This is a genomic window from Microcystis sp. LE19-84.1B (assembly GCF_027531875.1).
In the GTDB taxonomy this organism is placed as follows: Bacteria; Cyanobacteriota; Cyanobacteriia; order Cyanobacteriales; family Microcystaceae; genus Microcystis; species Microcystis panniformis.
Genome location: NZ_JAPZSR010000336.1, coordinates 1 through 14,968, shown reverse-complemented (window position 1 = coordinate 14,968; position 14,968 = coordinate 1). Strand labels below are relative to the sequence as shown.

Below are 14,968 nucleotides of genomic sequence, written 5' to 3'. Positions count from 1 at the left end.
TGTCAAAAATTAAGTTTCTAAAATTAGGAGTCGGTCATTAGGAGTCGGTCGTCAGTGGTTCGTGTTAGGCAATGGACGGGTTGATAAGGGATGAAACCATTATAGAGAAAGACATTACTGCGATTTTTGTCAATTGTTTTCGCTCTAGAACGAACTAATCAATTAACTCTCTTGCCAGATAACAATTTAGTCGATTTATGCCATCCGCTCAAACCAGACCAAGTAACGAAGAACCATATTTAATTGATCACTGTTGCCTTTTTTCCTGTTTCCTTTTTCCTTTTTACTTTAAAATCACTGTTCTAGCTCTAGACGTAAACGATATAAGATAGTTTGCGGATGAACTTGGGCGAGAATTTGATTAATCACCGTACTCGGTCCAGATGCCCCCCAACTACAACCGCGTTCTAGATAGATTTTAGCGGCTTTCCCGATGATATAGGTTCCATAAGCAGCAATTCCTCCCTGTAGGAGGGCGGTGCTACCGTAGAGAGTTAAAGAGGTGGGATTTTCAAAAATACTCGCCGCTGCCGCTGCCGTTTTGCCCAAACCGATAATCACAGTGCTGAGGATTTCCCCCACCAGCAACCCCCCACTGCTCAAAAGTAGAGTCCGCCAGAGTTGACCGGCTTGGTGACTGGTAATTGGCAGGCCGTACAAACGAGCTAAAGCCCGAACTAGAGTTAAATCGACGATTGAAGCCCCTAGGAGGTCTAAAATAGCGATCGGATTGGCCGCAATCGCTAAAGCCTTATATTTCGCGTATTGCCAGATAATTTCCTCCGCTTGACTGTCCCGCAGTTCTAGGGTTTTTCTGGCGATATTTTCCTCCGCTTCTTGTCCTTGTACTAAAGCATTTAAGGCCAGCAGCGATCGCCCTTCCCGATTTAAAATCGTTAAGAGTTTATCTTGCAGCTCCTCAATTTGGGGGGGAGGGGTTTCCCACTCAGTCACCACGCGCCCATCGGGGTATTCCACCCGGACGGGAATCGGTTGCGGTTCGGCGGCTACCATAACTATCTCATCGCTAGTTAACAAATCTTCTAACGTTTTTTCGTCCCGATTGGTTCCTAATCTCTGTAACTGCTGAAAAATCTGACGGCGATCGGCTTCTGGATAGAGATCAATCTTATTAAACACCAAAATAATCGGTTTTTTCGCCTGGCGCAATTCTCCTAAGGCCTCGTATTCGGTGCGGGTAATATCCCCCGCAACGATAAATAAAATCAAATCGGCACTTTTAGCGACTTCTCTGGCCATATTCGCCCGCGCTTCCCCTTCAATCTCATCCAATCCAGGGGTATCGATTAATTCTATCTGAATTTTACCCGTGGCTGGTGTCCAACGCACCGATCGCGGCCAGCGTGTCACCCCGTGCAGGGGGCCGGTTGCCAGGACTTTTTGACCGACTAAAGCGTTTACCACCGAGGATTTACCGCGACTGACTAACCCGAAGGCCGCCACCCGAATCACTGTTTCATCCAGTTTATCTAAGGCCGATTTTAAGGACTGCAAATCCTGTTTAACGGCGGACTGAAGTTGGGGATCGGGGGGATAATTCCAATGACGGCGAAAACTGGCATACCAAGTTAAGGCCTGTTGTAAACTAGCTTTAGCCTGATTGTAATGAGTTTCCTCGAGGGATGGGGTCTTGGTCACGGTTGATTTTCTTTACTGTTTATTAACGCTGCTGCCTTTATTGTAGAGTTTCGGGGCGGTAACTGAGACGCGGTTATCTGGGGTTAGGGGAGATGGGGAAGTGGGGAAGTGGGGTAGTGGGGAAGTGGGGACGTGGGGAAGTGGGGACGTGGGGACGTGGGGACGTGGGGAAGTGGGGACGTGGGGACGTGGGGACGTGGGGAGCAGGAGAGATGGGGGAATTTCAACTAAAACCCTAAAACCTTAACACCTAACATCCTACTCCGCCAATCCCAATTGGCCCAATAGCTGAAGGATAGTTTTTCCGGTTACGGGATCTCGCCAATCGGGGGCAATTTCTGCCAGGGGAAGCAGCACAAAGGCCCGTTCTCGGCAGCGGGGATGGGGTATCTGTAATTCGGGCGTTTCTAAGATCAGGTCCTCATAAAATATTAAGTCTAAATCGAGGGTACGCGGTCCCCATCTTTCCCGTCGGACTCTCCCGAATAACTGCTCGATTTCTAATAATTTATGCAGTAAATCTAGGGGCGATAAATCCACTTGCACAATGGCGCAACCGTTGAGATAATCGGGCTGAGGCGGCCCGATGGCTGCGGTTTGATGCCATTGGGAATGAGCTTCTAGTTTAATTCCTTTGACTCGCTCTAATTCCCCTAAAGCTTGCCCTAAAATTGTCGCTGAATCTCCTAAATTACTGCCTAGAGCGATCGCTGCCCGCTTCATCTACATCCTTCCTCAACAATAATTTGGGCTAATTCCCCCGTCGCTCCCAAAGATTTACCTAAAAATATATTGACATTTGGATGCTTTTGTGCTAGTTCAAAAACTTGGGCTTTGATCGCATCCGTAATTCCACCAGCAAAGAGGAAATAGGGCAGTATAGCGATTTTTTGGCTACCTTGAGCGATTAAACTCTCGATTTGTTGGGGTAAACTCGGTTCTATTGACCAATAGGCTGTAATTGCTCCAAAAAACGCCGCTAGATTCTCCACCTCCCGATTACCCCCGGGGCGACGACTACCGTGGGACAGTAAAATGCGGTTTTGGGGGCTTAAATCGGCAAATTGTCGGGATAACAGCGATTTTATGCCCTGATAACTGCCTAAATGGGGCTTTAACTCTAGCTTAATCGGCGATCGCACTTTGTCCACGGCCGCGGGAATATCTTCTTTAACGTGAACCCCCGACAGGAGAAACAGGGGGATAATCTGCAACTGGTTACATCCTTGGCTTTGTGCTTGTTGGGCAAAAGCTTCTATTTGTTGATGGAGTGGTGTTATCGCTAATTCTAGGGCGGCAGTCCCTACTAATACCCGATTATCTGCTTCTAGAACCGCTAGAGATGGGCTAAACTCCGATTTACTCGCTAATCTTTCGGCAGGTTGACTAATTTTTTCCTGAACCAAGGCTGCTAATTGCGTCACCGCCATGGCTGGACGCGGATCGCGACTACCGTGGAAAACCAATAAGTAGGCTGAGGAGGTCTTCAAAGAAATCTGGCCAAAATAGTTTAGTTTTTAGCCTAATACATTTTCTCTCCCTTTAGGCATCAATGCCCCTGATATTCTCAATTTAGCTGGTAAGCGGAAAAACGTCCCCATTAGCCCCAAGTGCTACCATTTTAGGCAATGTAAAGTGTGAGCCAATCAGCCCGCCGGCTTTAGTTAGTCTAGGTATTGAGGTATAATTGCTATTGACAGAAACTGCCAGAGGTATATTTGTATTATGCGGGTAATTAGCCGTCGAATACTTCGCGATTTCTGTATCACTAATGCTAATTCCTGCGAGTCTCTCTATGATTGGTATAGAGTCGCTAGTAAAGCGGCATGGCAAAATCTAATCGATGTGCAAGCCACTTATAAAAGTGCTGAATCTGTTGGTAATTTCACTGTTTTTAACATTAAAGGAAATCACTTTCGTCTAATTGTAGATATAGTTTATAGCCGACAGACTATCTATATTAAATACATTCTTACCCATGCCGAGTACGATAAAGGAAATTGGAAAAATGATGCTTACTTTTAATTCTAAAACCTATGGAGAATTACTCGCTCACTATCAACCAAAAGCAATCACCACAGAGGTGGAAAACGAGCGAGCGATCGCAATTGCCCAAGAGTTAGAACATCGCTCGGAACTTAGTTTAGAGGAGGAGGCTTTACTGGAGTTATTGATTAGTTTGATCGAAAGATTCGAGGCGGATAATTATCCAATTCCTGATAGAAATCCTTTAGCAACCTTACAGCATCTGATAGAAGCTAACGAGATAGAATATCCAGAGCTAATTACTATTTTGGGTTCCCCTGATGCGGTGGAGCAAATAATTAATGGACAACGCAGCATCAATCAGTCAGAAGCTAGGTCTTTGGGGGCATATTTTCGGGTTGATGCCAGTTTATTTACTTAATAAGTACCTAAGCAAAATTAATTACACATCTCAAGGGAAATTAATTTGACACGACTACTTAACAAATTATTGCGATAGCTTGCCATTAACTAATTTTCAGCGATAATCTAAAGTCAGAGTCCATCGGGAGATAAGATCATGAACTTTCGTCTAGTTCTATTTTCAGGCCTAGTAACGGCTTTAGTTGGTGCTGGTATCGGTTATGGCATTAGCCGCATTGAACGCAATCCCAGCCAAGTCAACTATAGAAATCCCCATCACTATCAAATCATCTATGGACGTTATTTTGCCGGTGCCGGGGCAGCCCTAGGCTTCTGTGTGGGTGCGGGTTTACAAATGGTCAAAGAACTCAAAGAAGAAAGAGATAGAGAAATGGGCATCCTAGATGATGGCTCAGAATTCTAGTCTTTTGGGGCTAATTCCTCAAGAATGATAAATTGAACGTGATTAATCGCTAAATCGCCGATGGGAACTTGGGTTTTTAACACCGGTTGTCCTTGACTGAGCATTCGTTCAAAGGGGATATCTTTGGCAATTTCCGTGTGATACCAAGCTAAACCCATAAAGAAACGATTGGGATAGGGACCGCCTTCAAAAATATCATCGGGATTGGACTCCATGGGAACCCAACCGATAGAGGGCAGATAAAATTCCATCCAGACGTGATTGTAATCCGGTTCGAGGGGTAAATTACGTTCGAGGGGATGGGGGGGGCATTTATAGCGTCCTACCGTGCGACAGGCAATACCATTGAGACGACACAAAGCCAATAATAAACCCACATATTCCCCACAGGAACCCACTCCGCGTCGCAGGGCAATATCAGGGGTGTCGATGTTGGGTTTGATACCGTAGGAAAGCTGATCATAGACGTAATTACGAATACTATAAACTTTTCTGAGGAGATTGGTTTCCCGACCGATCGCTTCTTCGGCAGCATTGAGGATAATTTCTGTATTCATGGCCAGATCATCATTATCGATCAAATAGCGATCGGGAAAATCGGCGGGTAAGGGGGGTAAATCTTCGCAATCTTGGGGAGTAATTTGGTATTTAATACCCCATACTTCTAAGACTACTTTCCACCCAAAAATATGACGTTGTTTGCTGGTTATTTGCTCGAACTTAAATACTGCCACCCGCTGCCCGTCCTGAATTTCTTCAATAAAAGGCAATCCCACCGCTTCGACGCTGCGAATTTTTTGCCGTGGTGTTTCTAAGGGTAAAGCGATGCGCCATTCCACATTTTTAAGTTCGATATTATAGAGAGGTTCTAATTCCTCGACGTAGGATAATTCAATCAGATAACCGTTAGAAAGGGCGTATTTTTTAGCGGGATCGTAGTGAAAATATAGAGGATGGACAAAAGTACGCGGACGATAACTAAGTTCGTGAACCTGTTCGGAATTGGGATTATCGCGGATACAGGGTTCTTGGAAAGTATATGCTACATATAGGATATCCTTGCCACTGTTAGCATCGCGATAAAATGCTAATCCCGTCGGTGATTCAAAAGGAGTTATCATGCTAAAAAGCTGTTCTCCCGTGGCGCGATCAAGACAGTAAACCGTTTGTTCTAGGGTATCCGTTAGCCAAAGTTCTTCCCCGCGAATGGTGATATTTTCGATGCCGATACCCGGCGCGTATAAACGAGTAATTTCCTGTCCCGATTGGCGATCAAATATAAAGATTTGTCCAGAACGTTGACAAGTGACATAAATTGTGTTACCAGTTACGGCGACTCCGTTAGCGGTGTAGGGAAGACGGGTGAAAAATTTCGGGGTAAAATCTTCGAGAGTGCAGCAGTAGAGATTTTCGCGAGTAGTAAACCAGAGGTTATTTTGATCATCGATTGCCAATCCCGTCGTCCCGACGAATTCCTGCCAGCGATGGGAATTAAGTACGCTTGTATGACCAGTATCGAGGGCAATTTGGTATAAATAGCCGTTTTTTGCGTCGATGGCGATTAATTTGTCATCTTGAAATACAATTCCGTGCAGAGCCGTGGCACTAATCGGACGAATCGTTTGACGATGGGAGGGAAGACTGGCAGGATCGAAAATCATAGGAGGAAACGAAAAGGGAGAGCGTTTTTAGGTGAATAAAACAGCAATTCTCCCCACGATAGCAAATTTTCTCGCCCTTGAATGCTCGTAATGAACTGCAATCCCGAAAAAAATGTCAAGAATTGTCACCTATAGTCCCTCTCATACCCTTGTACCTACCTACGAGTGTTTCAATCGTTGCAGTTATTGTAATTTTCGCAGGGATTTAGGCACTGATGGCTGGTTAAGTTTGGAAAAAGCCAAAGAGATTTTAACTGCTTTGCAGGGTTCGGAAATTACGGAAATTTTAATTCTTAGCGGCGAAGTTCATCCTTTAGCAGCCAATCGAGAGTTATGGTTTCGGCATATTTATAATTTGGGAGAATTGGCTTTAAATATGGGTTTTTATCCCCATACCAATGCGGGGATTTTAACTTTTGCTGAGATGGAAAACCTGAAAAATGTCAATCTATCTATGGGCATAATGTTAGAACAAATGACGGTGAATTTATTAAATACTGTCCATCGTCAGGCTCCCAGTAAAGTGCCATCCCTGCGCTTAGAACAGTTACAATGGGCGGGAGAACTAGCAATTCCTTTTACCACGGGGTTATTATTAGGAATTGGTGAAACAGAATGCGATCGCTTAGTGACCTTAGAAACTATTGCCACTATTCATCAACGTTGGGGACATATTCAAGAAGTAATCCTACAACCCTACAATCCGGGTAAAAGAGAACAGTGGCAAAATAATCCTTTTGATCTGCAAAAATTACCCGCTCTAGTTAGACAAGCTAGGGAAATTTTGCCCCCAGATATTGTCATTCAAATTCCCCCGAATCTAGTACCCGATCCTCTTTTTCTCTTGGATTGTTTAGCGGCAGGAGCGCGGGATTTAGGCGGTATTGGCCCTATCGATGAAGTTAATCCCGATTACCTTCATTTACACCCCGATAAATTAAAGGAATTTTTAGCAGTTTATGGCTGGGAATTAAAGCCGCGTCTGCCGGTTTATCAGTAAACATTAATCAGGTAAAAGATAGCACTGTTAATGCCATTTAACACTCCTTACTTAATACCCCTTAATTGATTAGGGACTTGCGTGGGAATAATATCCCAATCGATCGGAGGGCGCAAGCTTTGCGCCCCTACAGTAACGGATTTTGTCCACAATGTAGGGGCGAACTGCGTTCGCCCAAAAGGTACATTATCAAAGCGCAAGTCCCTTATTATTCATTTTTAATTCTCCTGACGACCGACGACCGAGGCTGCATCTCATTTTTGTCAATCTACCAATTGGAGTTTTTACGAGGAAACTTTCGGCTAAGATTGGGCATTACTTCCGATTTTATCACTCAATCCAAGCTTTTGGGGGGTAGAACCCCCCAAACCCCGGAGCGCATTAGTTTTTCGGTGGGATGCTTACACGCAGCTGCTGATACATTTGTAATCATCTAAGAGTTACTGATAATTGCTGATTGTCGGTATTCCTGCAAATGTGAGATGCACCGACGACCGACTCCTAACCCTCACAACAATTTTTGATTTTTACCAGAGGTCTTATGATTCCCTCAAGCGAGCGCTACTGGCTCAAAAATGCCCATATTCCCATTTCCCTCCTAGAAAATGAGAGTTTTTCTCCCCAAACCTCCGAGGGATTAACCTTAGTTAATCTGGAAATTAATGACGGTAACATTAATCGCATTACCTCAACCATCCCCCCCGAAGATAATATTCCCGTCATCGACCTCAAAAAAAAGATTATTTTGCCTTGTTTTATCGATATGCACACCCATCTCGATAAAGGTCATAGTTGGCAGCGTTGTCCTAACCATGATGGCACTTTTGACAGTGCCTTAAAAATGGTCCTAGAGGATTCCCGACGGGAGTGGCGCTTAGAGGATGTGTATCGTCGCATGGAATTCGGCGTTAAATGCAGTTATGCCCACGGAACCGCCGCTATTCGCACCCATATCGACTCTTTTGGTCAACAGGCACAGATTAGCTTAACCGCTTTGGGAGAATTGCAACGACAATGGGCCGGTAAAATCACCCTGCAAGCGGTTTCCCTAGTTTCCCTTGACTACTATCAAACCTCCGAGGGAGCGGCCTTAGCCGATAAAATTGCCGAATTTGGAGGCATATTAGGGGGAGTAGCCTACACAAATCCTGATTTACAGGCACAAATTGATATTACCTTCAAATTAGCCCAAGAAAGGGGCTTAAATCTCGATTTTCATCTAGATGAAAACGGCGACCCCGATTCTACCTGTTTAGCAGCGATCGCCCGTACTGCTATCAAAGAGCAATTTTCTGGACAAATCATCTGTGGTCACTGTTGCAGTTTAGCGGTACAATCCCCTGAAATAATCCAAGAAACCCTAAATTTAGTCAAAAATGCGGGCATTGCTATCGTTAGCTTGCCGATGTGCAATCTCTACCTACAGGATCGTCAAGAGGAAAAAACCCCCTTTTGGCGCGGGACAACTAAGATAAAAGAGATGAAAAAAGCGGGAATTCCGGTTGCTTTTGCCAGTGATAACTGTCGCGATCCCTTTTATGGTTTTGGGGATCACGATGGTTTAGAAGTCTTTACCCAAGCGGTGCGGATTGCTCACCTCGATACACCCTACGCTGACTGGGTAAATAGTGTCACCCTCACCCCAGCAAATCTGCTCGGATTGCCCCATTTAGGGCGCATTAAGACGGGTCTAGAGGCAAATTTGTTAATTTTCAAGGCTCGCTACTTTAGCGAGCTATTATCGCGACCACAGTGGGATCGCCTCGTGATTCGGCGCGGGTTGAGCATCGATACTACTCTCCCCGATTACCAAGAGTTAGATGATTTAGTTCTAGGAATTGAGCAACTCCTCTAGGGGTTTGACAAAAACTACCGATTCTAGGTTGATAGCACCGTAAATATGGGGAAAGGTCTCTTTTTCTAGATGAAAGTAGGTTGGGTTGAAGCATGAAACCCAACGCCCGATCATGTTACGCTACCGCTAACCCATCCTACAAATAATTGTGCATCCCTACTTAGGAATTGAGCAACTCCTGTAAAGGTTTGACAAAAACCACCGATTCTAGGTTGATAGCACCGTAAATATGGGGAAAGGTCTCTTTTTCTAGCTCTAAAGTGGCATTTTCTGGGTTAGGATGCTGGGGCTGCTCCCATTTGACCGGGGCCTGCAATTGTTCAGGAGAAATGGCTAAAACCAGCAAATCTGGCTGATTTTGATAAAAAGCGGCGACAACTTTCGGAATTTGTTCTAAGGTGGAACAATGGATAAATCCCTCATTTTTTAGGGAATGCGCCCGATATTCCCCCATTTCACGAGCTATTCGCCAACCTCTTTCCGTGGTGATGTGATAGATCATCGGTTCGCCTCCTAGTGTTACCTTATTCCTAATTTCAGGATATAGCCTGAAGCTGTCAGCGGCCCTCAATTCTCTTAAACTAGAGGTCAGGGAATAAAGACAAGGAATTTGTCCGACCACTTACCGGAAAAAAATTGCCGGTAACGTCCTCAAAATCTCTTTATAGTCTCCTTTTACCTGATATTAACCATTCCCCCTTAAAATGAGCTTACCGAGCCAGTAACTGCAAAAATCTATGCTAGATAAAATATTTACTCCCAATCCCTACGCTGAAAAACCCGCTCCTCTGCGTCCTCGCAAGGGGGTAATTATCGGTGTTGGTCAGGTGGGGATGGCCTGCGCTTACTCGATGTTAATTCAAGACTGTTTTGATGAATTAATTCTCCAGGATATCGCCACCGATAAAGTCGAGGGGGAAGTGATGGATTTAAGGCACGGAATGCCTTTTATTGAACCCACGGACTTGAAAATGGGAACCGTGGCCGATGTGGGACAAAATGCCGATGTGGTGATTATTACTGCTGGGGCCGCCCAAAAAGAGGGAGAAACCCGATTACATCTCCTTGGACGAAATGTGGCGATTTTTCGCCGTATTCTTGCGGATGTGGCTGTTTACTGCCCCAGTGCTTTAATTTTGGTGGTGAGTAATCCCGTCGATATCATGACCTATATTACCCTGAAAATAACCCATTTTCCGCCTTCTAGGGTGATTGGTTCGGGTACGGTGCTAGATTCTGCCCGTTTACGCTCTCTTTTATCCACCCAACTCCATGTAGATGCGCGTAACGTCCACGCTTATATTATCGGTGAACACGGGGATAGTGAGCTTGCTGTCTGGAGTTCGGCTAATATCGGAGGAGCAAGGTTACTCGAAGGAGATTGGCAGGATTTAAGCGCAACTGACCAAGAAAGCTTAACAGAAATTTTTCTTCAGGTTAAAAACGCCGCCTATGAAATTATCAAACGCAAGGGTTATACTAGCTATGCGATCGGTTTAGCTACCACGGATATCGTTAAAGCGATTTTACGTTCCCAAGAAAGAATTCTCACTATTAGCACTCTCCTCGATGGTCAATACGGTCTCAAAGATGTGTGTTTAAGTATTCCCTCGGTGGTTAACGAGAAAGGAGTCATAAAAACCCTGAATCTTGCTCTCAGTCCCAGAGAAACCCAACAGTTACATAATTCGGCCAAAATCATGCGCGATTTAATCGATCAACTCGAAATTTAACTTAGGGTTGGTTGCATAAATCTAAAAACATTGTTGGCTAAGATTTTTAGATTTTTTTGCCCTGAAAAAGTGCCGAACATAAGAGCGATCAAGGGGGAAATTTTAGGCACTTTTTCCCCGAAAATTAGGTAATTGTGGGGTGAACTGAAGCAATTAGTCCTAGACTTCCCGAAAAGTCTATTTTATTTCAGCTTGTTGTTAGGAATCTACTTAAAAGAGTTTGTTTAATCTGGCTAATACGCTTTTGGGCGTGATATAGGGAAAAGTTCTGGCGATCACGCCCAAATGGGGTGATATGCTGAAAGTTGACCCATATCGTTACTCTCAGAAGTGTTATACAGAAGGTTTCTGTATAATCAATGGTTAGACTTATTTATAATTGAGATGGAAGAAAGAAAATTATGGGATGGCTAATTCTATTAATTGTCATAACGGCACTTACTTTAACTATTATTGTTTTTATTAGTCCTCACTTTGTTGCTAGTAAAGGTTCCGATGTATCAAAGCAAAAATACTCTTATCAAATTCGTGGAACATTACTAACTCCATCTGAAATTAAGTTCTATCATGCTCTAAAGCAGGCAGTAGGGGATGAGTTCATCATTTTTAGCAAGGTTCGTGTTGCCGATGTTCTTACCCCTGAAAATGGTTTAAACAAAAGTCATTGGCAGCGTGCTTTCAATAAAATTTCAGCGAAACATTTTGATTTTGTTTTATGTAATCTAGAAGACTTAACAGTTGAAGCTGTTATCGAACTAGACGATAAGACTCATCAAAAGTCTGGTCGTACTGATCGAGATAACTTCTTGAATCAGGCAGCTCAATCATCAGCACTAAAAATGTTGCGATTTGCAGTCAAGCCCTCATATTCTATCTCGGAGATAAAATCTAAAATCCTCTGATTTTATCACGAATGGAAGTCTATCAACTCACGTTTCAAGTATTTGAAGAAGGCAGCGTAGCCGCTCTGGTAGAGTGTGTTAATGAAATCTAACACACCTCTTTTTTCTCTAGTCAAACTATTTTTGACTAATCTCGAATGCTAAGTCGTATCTGTAAAAACAAACATCAAAGGCAAGAAAAAAATTCATCTGTCCTAAGATTTGCAGAAAAGGTTTTTAGATTTATCCAGCAAACCCTAATTAGCGATAAAATGGCTGTGATCTTCAAATTTGACCTGTTATATGACTAATCACTCAGAAGTTGAGTCGGCTATTAAGCAACTGCCAGAGAGTGAAGTCCGCGCTCTGGCAAACTGGCTTCAAGACTATCTTGATGAGATGTGGGATAGACAAATTGAAGCGGACCTAGCATCGGGAAAATTAGCTCCCCTCATCGCTCAGGCAGAAGAGGATATGGCAACCAACAACGTCAGAGATATTGATGAAGTCCTTCGCAACACCCCAGCCAAATTCCAAGTAACTTCTCCTCCTTTTCGTTGGGATGAAGCGGGAGGTATCCGTATAGGTTCGAGCCGAGTGACTCTCGATAGCATACTTGCCTCATACCACAACGGCTCCACTCCTGAAGAAATCGCTATTCAGTTTTCAGTTCTTCGTTTGGAAGATATATACAGTGCCATTGCTTATTATTTAAATCACCGTCAGGAAATTGACAGTTATTTGGAACAACGCGACCAACAAGCTCAACAACTAAGACAACAACTAACTCAAAAACACAACTTAGTCGATTTAAGACAGCGCTTGCTTGCTCGTTATCAGTCAAAAGGAGAGTCGAGGCAAAGTGCGCCTTCTAACTGACGAAAATTTTAATGGAGCCATCTTGCGTGGACTGGTGAGGCGTTTACCTGAATTAGATATAATTCGCGTCCAAGATGTAGGACTGATGAACACTGACGATCCAGATATTTTAGAATGGGCAGCTAATGAGGGACGCATCCTGCTCACCCATGATGTAGCCACTATTACGATGTATGCCTACAATCGTGTCAATCAAGGACTACCTATGACTGGAGTTGTTGAGGTGATCTCAAAAGCACCCATTGGTAAGATTCTTGATGATTTAGAACTATTTATTTGTTGTAGTGAACCTGAAGAATATGAAGGTCGGGTTCTTTTTATTCCTTTCGCTTGATGCAATCTCTATCATTTTCTACTCCAGAAATCTAAGTGACCTAACCGTTAGACCGCAAGACCGAAACTAAGTCAGTGTCGAGAGGAACATTTATGAAAATTAGATTTCTTTACCGCGTAGTTTCCATCAGAGTCTTAGGTTAGGTTGCCGAAAAAACATCTAGCCTACGATTCCTCTAGCCACTAGATGCCATGATCAAGTCATGTCTGTCCCTTACTAAAATAGAATCAGCGATTTCCCTAAGAGACTTAATTCCATGACGATTATCACTCTTTCACGTTATGTCACCAGAAACAATGAGATTTTAGGTGGAGAGCCAATTATTGAAGGCACTCGCACATCCATTCGCGCAATCGTAGGTCTGTGGCGATTAGGTGTGATGCCAGAGGAAATTCCAACTCATTTACCTCATTTGACCTTAGCACAAGTGTTCGATGCCTTGAGTTTTTATTTGGATCATCAAGCGGAAATTAACGAGTACATTGAGCGTAACCAAGTCCCCGATGAGTTGGTGCATCCTTCTGTAAAGGCGGCTTTGGGTGAGCTATGAGCATATTTGCTTCCCTTTACATGGACGAAGATATGTCGGCGTTAGTTGCAACACTTCTGCGTTCTCGTGGTTTAGATGTCACCACTGTTCCTGAGCAGTCAACTTTAGGCAAAACTGACAGCGAACAATTAGAATTTGCAGCTTCTTTAGGTAGATGCCTTGTAACCCACAACCGGGTTGATTTTGAACGATTGCATCTTCAATTCATAGAGGAAGGCAGAGAACATTGTGGAATTATTGTTGTCCCTCAGAAAACTGCCTACGAGGTCGTGCAACGGGTTGGTATTTTAGTTAACACTTTGACTGTTGATAGTATTAATAATCAGTTACTATACGCATGATTTCTCCGCAAACTTACACTCTAAGCAGAAGCCAGCTAACAAGTCGATGAAGCGGCAATGTTCTAGTTCATCCATCGCCGCTCTGGTAGAGTGTGTTAATGAAATCTAACACACCTCTTTTTTCTCTAGTCAAACTATTTTTGACTAATCTCGAATGCTAAATCGTATCTGTAAAAACAGACATCAAAGGCAAGAAAGAAGTTCATCTGTCCTAGTATTAGCGGCGCATATTTATCTTGTGTCCAAGCAAAGGCTAAATCTACGGTGGGGAATTGCTCAACAGTAGCTTTAACAACCAATGCACGAGCTTCAAATCTAGCTAAATTACCTCCTAATGGCAGAGATAGCCTTTGGTTTTCCCAGACTGCACCTAAAGCTAAACCCATTTCATAAGGCAACACATTAACACTAGAACCAGTATCCAAGAGACCCGAAACATTCAAGGATTGACTTTGATAAGTTAATGTCAATGGTAAATAAGGAAGCGCACTTAATGCACCAAGACTGGGATCTACCTCAGTGAAAGCAAATCTTACCTTATTAGCCATGAGTCAATTCTTGTTTCTCTTTTAATGCTTGAGCAAGAATGGCGGCAGCCTCAAAAGAGTCATGTAAACCTTGTCTAGAGAGATCATCTTGAATAGACATCGGTACAATACCAGAATCCTTGAGCAACTCGGCTACAAGAAAGTTAAGTAATAAGAGCTTATCGGAGTAAGACAATTGCTTTAGTAGGGGCGCAAATTGAGTAGTTGTCAGCATGGATTCAAGAAAGTTACGGATTTTGACTTTCTGCACTTTGTCTGAGTATAACACCACCTTTGCGCTAATCCCTGCCCCAAAAGCAGGCTAACTTTGCCCTTGGACAGAAATTACAGCGATCGCTGTAGGGTGAGTTCCCTAATGTGGCTCCTACTGCTCCACTAATAGATTTTTGGGGAACGCACCATGCACATTTATACTAAATCCGGTTATTGAAAACTGATTATTTATTCCCCTTTGCCTTTTGCCTCTTGCATGAGCAGAAAACGGGTTTCTCGGAGAAACCCGTTTTCTGTGCCTTACTCAACGGATTTAGTATGAGATATTATAGAGAGGTCTCCAGAAGTCAAATCGCCATCGGGAGTTAGTATATGCAAGCAATCCTTTTAAGCCGTGAAGAAGTTGCTCAACGTGCAGAGAAACTGTACGAAAGCAGAATCCGCCAAGAGGTGGAAGTTGAAGAAAACATTGGCAAGATGGTCATCATTGACATTGAAACAG

At 43.6% G+C, this 14,968-nt stretch carries 19 protein-coding genes and 1 pseudogene; 12 read left to right on the top strand and 8 right to left on the bottom strand.

Going from position 1 to position 14,968, the window contains the following annotated elements; translation table 11 throughout:
• Positions 1 to 294 precede the first annotated feature (294 nt).
• Positions 295 to 1,659, bottom strand: a complete 1,365-nt coding sequence (locus O9324_RS19295) for a GTP-binding protein (protein ID WP_288141045.1) — start codon at positions 1,657 to 1,659, stop codon at positions 295 to 297.
• Between the two features lie 92 nt (positions 1,660 to 1,751).
• Between O9324_RS19295 and O9324_RS19290 the strand changes: the two genes are divergently transcribed.
• Positions 1,752 to 1,898, top strand: coding sequence for a hypothetical protein (locus O9324_RS19290; RefSeq protein WP_288141044.1), 147 nt, complete (start codon positions 1,752 to 1,754; stop codon positions 1,896 to 1,898).
• 19 nt (positions 1,899 to 1,917) lie between these two features.
• Here O9324_RS19290 and folK read toward each other — a convergent pair whose 3' ends face one another.
• Together folK and O9324_RS19280 are read right to left on the bottom strand one after the other, a co-directional pair.
• Complete coding sequence (gene folK / locus O9324_RS19285; RefSeq protein ID WP_052600865.1) at positions 1,918 to 2,382, bottom strand: 2-amino-4-hydroxy-6-hydroxymethyldihydropteridine diphosphokinase; 465 nt, start codon at positions 2,380 to 2,382, stop codon at positions 1,918 to 1,920.
• Positions 2,379 to 3,149 (bottom strand): sirohydrochlorin chelatase, encoded by a 771-nt coding sequence (locus O9324_RS19280; RefSeq protein WP_502846591.1) that lies wholly within the window; start codon positions 3,147 to 3,149, stop codon positions 2,379 to 2,381. Before O9324_RS19280 ends, folK begins: the two co-directional genes overlap by 4 nt.
• A 235-nt stretch (positions 3,150 to 3,384) precedes the next feature.
• Here O9324_RS19280 and O9324_RS19275 point away from each other — a divergent pair, with 235 nt between their 5' ends.
• The 3 genes from O9324_RS19275 to O9324_RS19265 all read left to right on the top strand — a co-directional run bounded on the left by O9324_RS19275 (position 3,385) and on the right by O9324_RS19265 (position 4,471).
• The gene (locus O9324_RS19275) at positions 3,385 to 3,684 is read left to right on the top strand and encodes a type II toxin-antitoxin system HigB family toxin (protein ID WP_002788112.1); all 300 of its coding nucleotides are present in this window, start codon (positions 3,385 to 3,387) and stop codon (positions 3,682 to 3,684) included.
• Positions 3,671 to 4,066 (top strand): helix-turn-helix domain-containing protein, encoded by a 396-nt coding sequence (locus tag O9324_RS19270; RefSeq protein ID WP_196219718.1) that lies wholly within the window; start codon positions 3,671 to 3,673, stop codon positions 4,064 to 4,066. Before O9324_RS19275 ends, O9324_RS19270 begins: the two co-directional genes overlap by 14 nt.
• 138 nt (positions 4,067 to 4,204) lie before the next feature.
• A complete protein-coding gene (locus O9324_RS19265; protein WP_002771454.1) occupies positions 4,205 to 4,471 on the top strand; it encodes a hypothetical protein in 267 nt (88 codons plus the stop codon).
• On the opposite strand, the gene O9324_RS19260 is transcribed toward O9324_RS19265, so the two are convergent.
• Positions 4,468 to 6,132 carry a transglutaminase domain-containing protein gene (locus tag O9324_RS19260; RefSeq protein ID WP_288141043.1) on the bottom strand — a complete coding sequence of 555 codons (1,665 nt, stop codon included), beginning with the start codon at positions 6,130 to 6,132 and terminating at the stop codon, positions 4,468 to 4,470. The two genes, O9324_RS19265 and O9324_RS19260, sit on opposite strands and share 4 nt — an antisense overlap.
• Before the next feature lie 112 nt (positions 6,133 to 6,244).
• Here O9324_RS19260 and cofG point away from each other — a divergent pair, with 112 nt between their 5' ends.
• Positions 6,245 to 7,132 (top strand): 7,8-didemethyl-8-hydroxy-5-deazariboflavin synthase subunit CofG, encoded by an 888-nt coding sequence (cofG, locus tag O9324_RS19255; protein WP_288141042.1) that lies wholly within the window; start codon positions 6,245 to 6,247, stop codon positions 7,130 to 7,132.
• Between the two features lie 541 nt (positions 7,133 to 7,673).
• Positions 7,674 to 8,987, top strand: a complete 1,314-nt coding sequence (locus O9324_RS19250) for a cytosine deaminase (RefSeq protein ID WP_288141041.1) — start codon at positions 7,674 to 7,676, stop codon at positions 8,985 to 8,987.
• On the opposite strand, the pseudogene O9324_RS19245 reads toward O9324_RS19250, so the two are convergent.
• Positions 8,964 to 9,056 (bottom strand): annotated as a pseudogene (locus O9324_RS19245) (DUF952 domain-containing protein); the annotation flags it as partial. The gene O9324_RS19250 and the pseudogene O9324_RS19245 overlap by 24 nt on opposite strands.
• Before the next feature lie 91 nt (positions 9,057 to 9,147).
• A complete protein-coding gene (locus tag O9324_RS19240) occupies positions 9,148 to 9,489 on the bottom strand; it encodes a DUF952 domain-containing protein (RefSeq protein ID WP_288141040.1) in 342 nt (113 codons plus the stop codon).
• 235 nt (positions 9,490 to 9,724) lie between these two features.
• On the opposite strand from O9324_RS19240, the gene O9324_RS19235 reads away from it, so the two are divergent.
• The 6 genes from O9324_RS19235 (at position 9,725) to O9324_RS19210 (ending at position 13,705) form a co-directional block, all read left to right on the top strand.
• Positions 9,725 to 10,720: an L-lactate dehydrogenase gene (locus O9324_RS19235; RefSeq protein WP_002771461.1), complete on the top strand. Its 996-nt coding sequence runs from the start codon at positions 9,725 to 9,727 to the stop codon at positions 10,718 to 10,720.
• 401 nt (positions 10,721 to 11,121) lie between these two features.
• Positions 11,122 to 11,622: a DUF2726 domain-containing protein gene (locus tag O9324_RS19230; protein ID WP_002771463.1), complete on the top strand. Its 501-nt coding sequence runs from the start codon at positions 11,122 to 11,124 to the stop codon at positions 11,620 to 11,622.
• Between the two features lie 282 nt (positions 11,623 to 11,904).
• Complete coding sequence (locus tag O9324_RS19225; protein WP_002771465.1) at positions 11,905 to 12,480, top strand: DUF433 domain-containing protein; 576 nt, start codon at positions 11,905 to 11,907, stop codon at positions 12,478 to 12,480.
• Entirely contained in the window at positions 12,464 to 12,814 is a 351-nt protein-coding gene (locus O9324_RS19220) for a DUF5615 family PIN-like protein (RefSeq protein ID WP_002771467.1), read from the top strand. The genes O9324_RS19225 and O9324_RS19220 overlap by 17 nt, the downstream gene beginning before the upstream one ends.
• A 256-nt stretch (positions 12,815 to 13,070) precedes the next feature.
• The gene (locus O9324_RS19215; RefSeq protein WP_002771469.1) at positions 13,071 to 13,364 is read left to right on the top strand and encodes a DUF433 domain-containing protein; all 294 of its coding nucleotides are present in this window, start codon (positions 13,071 to 13,073) and stop codon (positions 13,362 to 13,364) included.
• Entirely contained in the window at positions 13,361 to 13,705 is a 345-nt protein-coding gene (locus O9324_RS19210) for a DUF5615 family PIN-like protein (RefSeq protein ID WP_158198844.1), read from the top strand. The genes O9324_RS19215 and O9324_RS19210 overlap by 4 nt, the downstream gene beginning before the upstream one ends.
• 134 nt (positions 13,706 to 13,839) lie before the next feature.
• Here the strand turns inward: O9324_RS19210 and O9324_RS19205 are convergent, their stop codons facing one another.
• The gene (locus tag O9324_RS19205) at positions 13,840 to 14,253 is read right to left on the bottom strand and encodes a pepsin/retropepsin-like aspartic protease family protein (RefSeq protein WP_002771473.1); all 414 of its coding nucleotides are present in this window, start codon (positions 14,251 to 14,253) and stop codon (positions 13,840 to 13,842) included.
• Complete coding sequence (locus O9324_RS19200) at positions 14,246 to 14,467, bottom strand: hypothetical protein (RefSeq protein WP_002771475.1); 222 nt, start codon at positions 14,465 to 14,467, stop codon at positions 14,246 to 14,248. The genes O9324_RS19205 and O9324_RS19200 overlap by 8 nt, the downstream gene beginning before the upstream one ends.
• Positions 14,468 to 14,968: the final 501 nt, after the last annotated feature.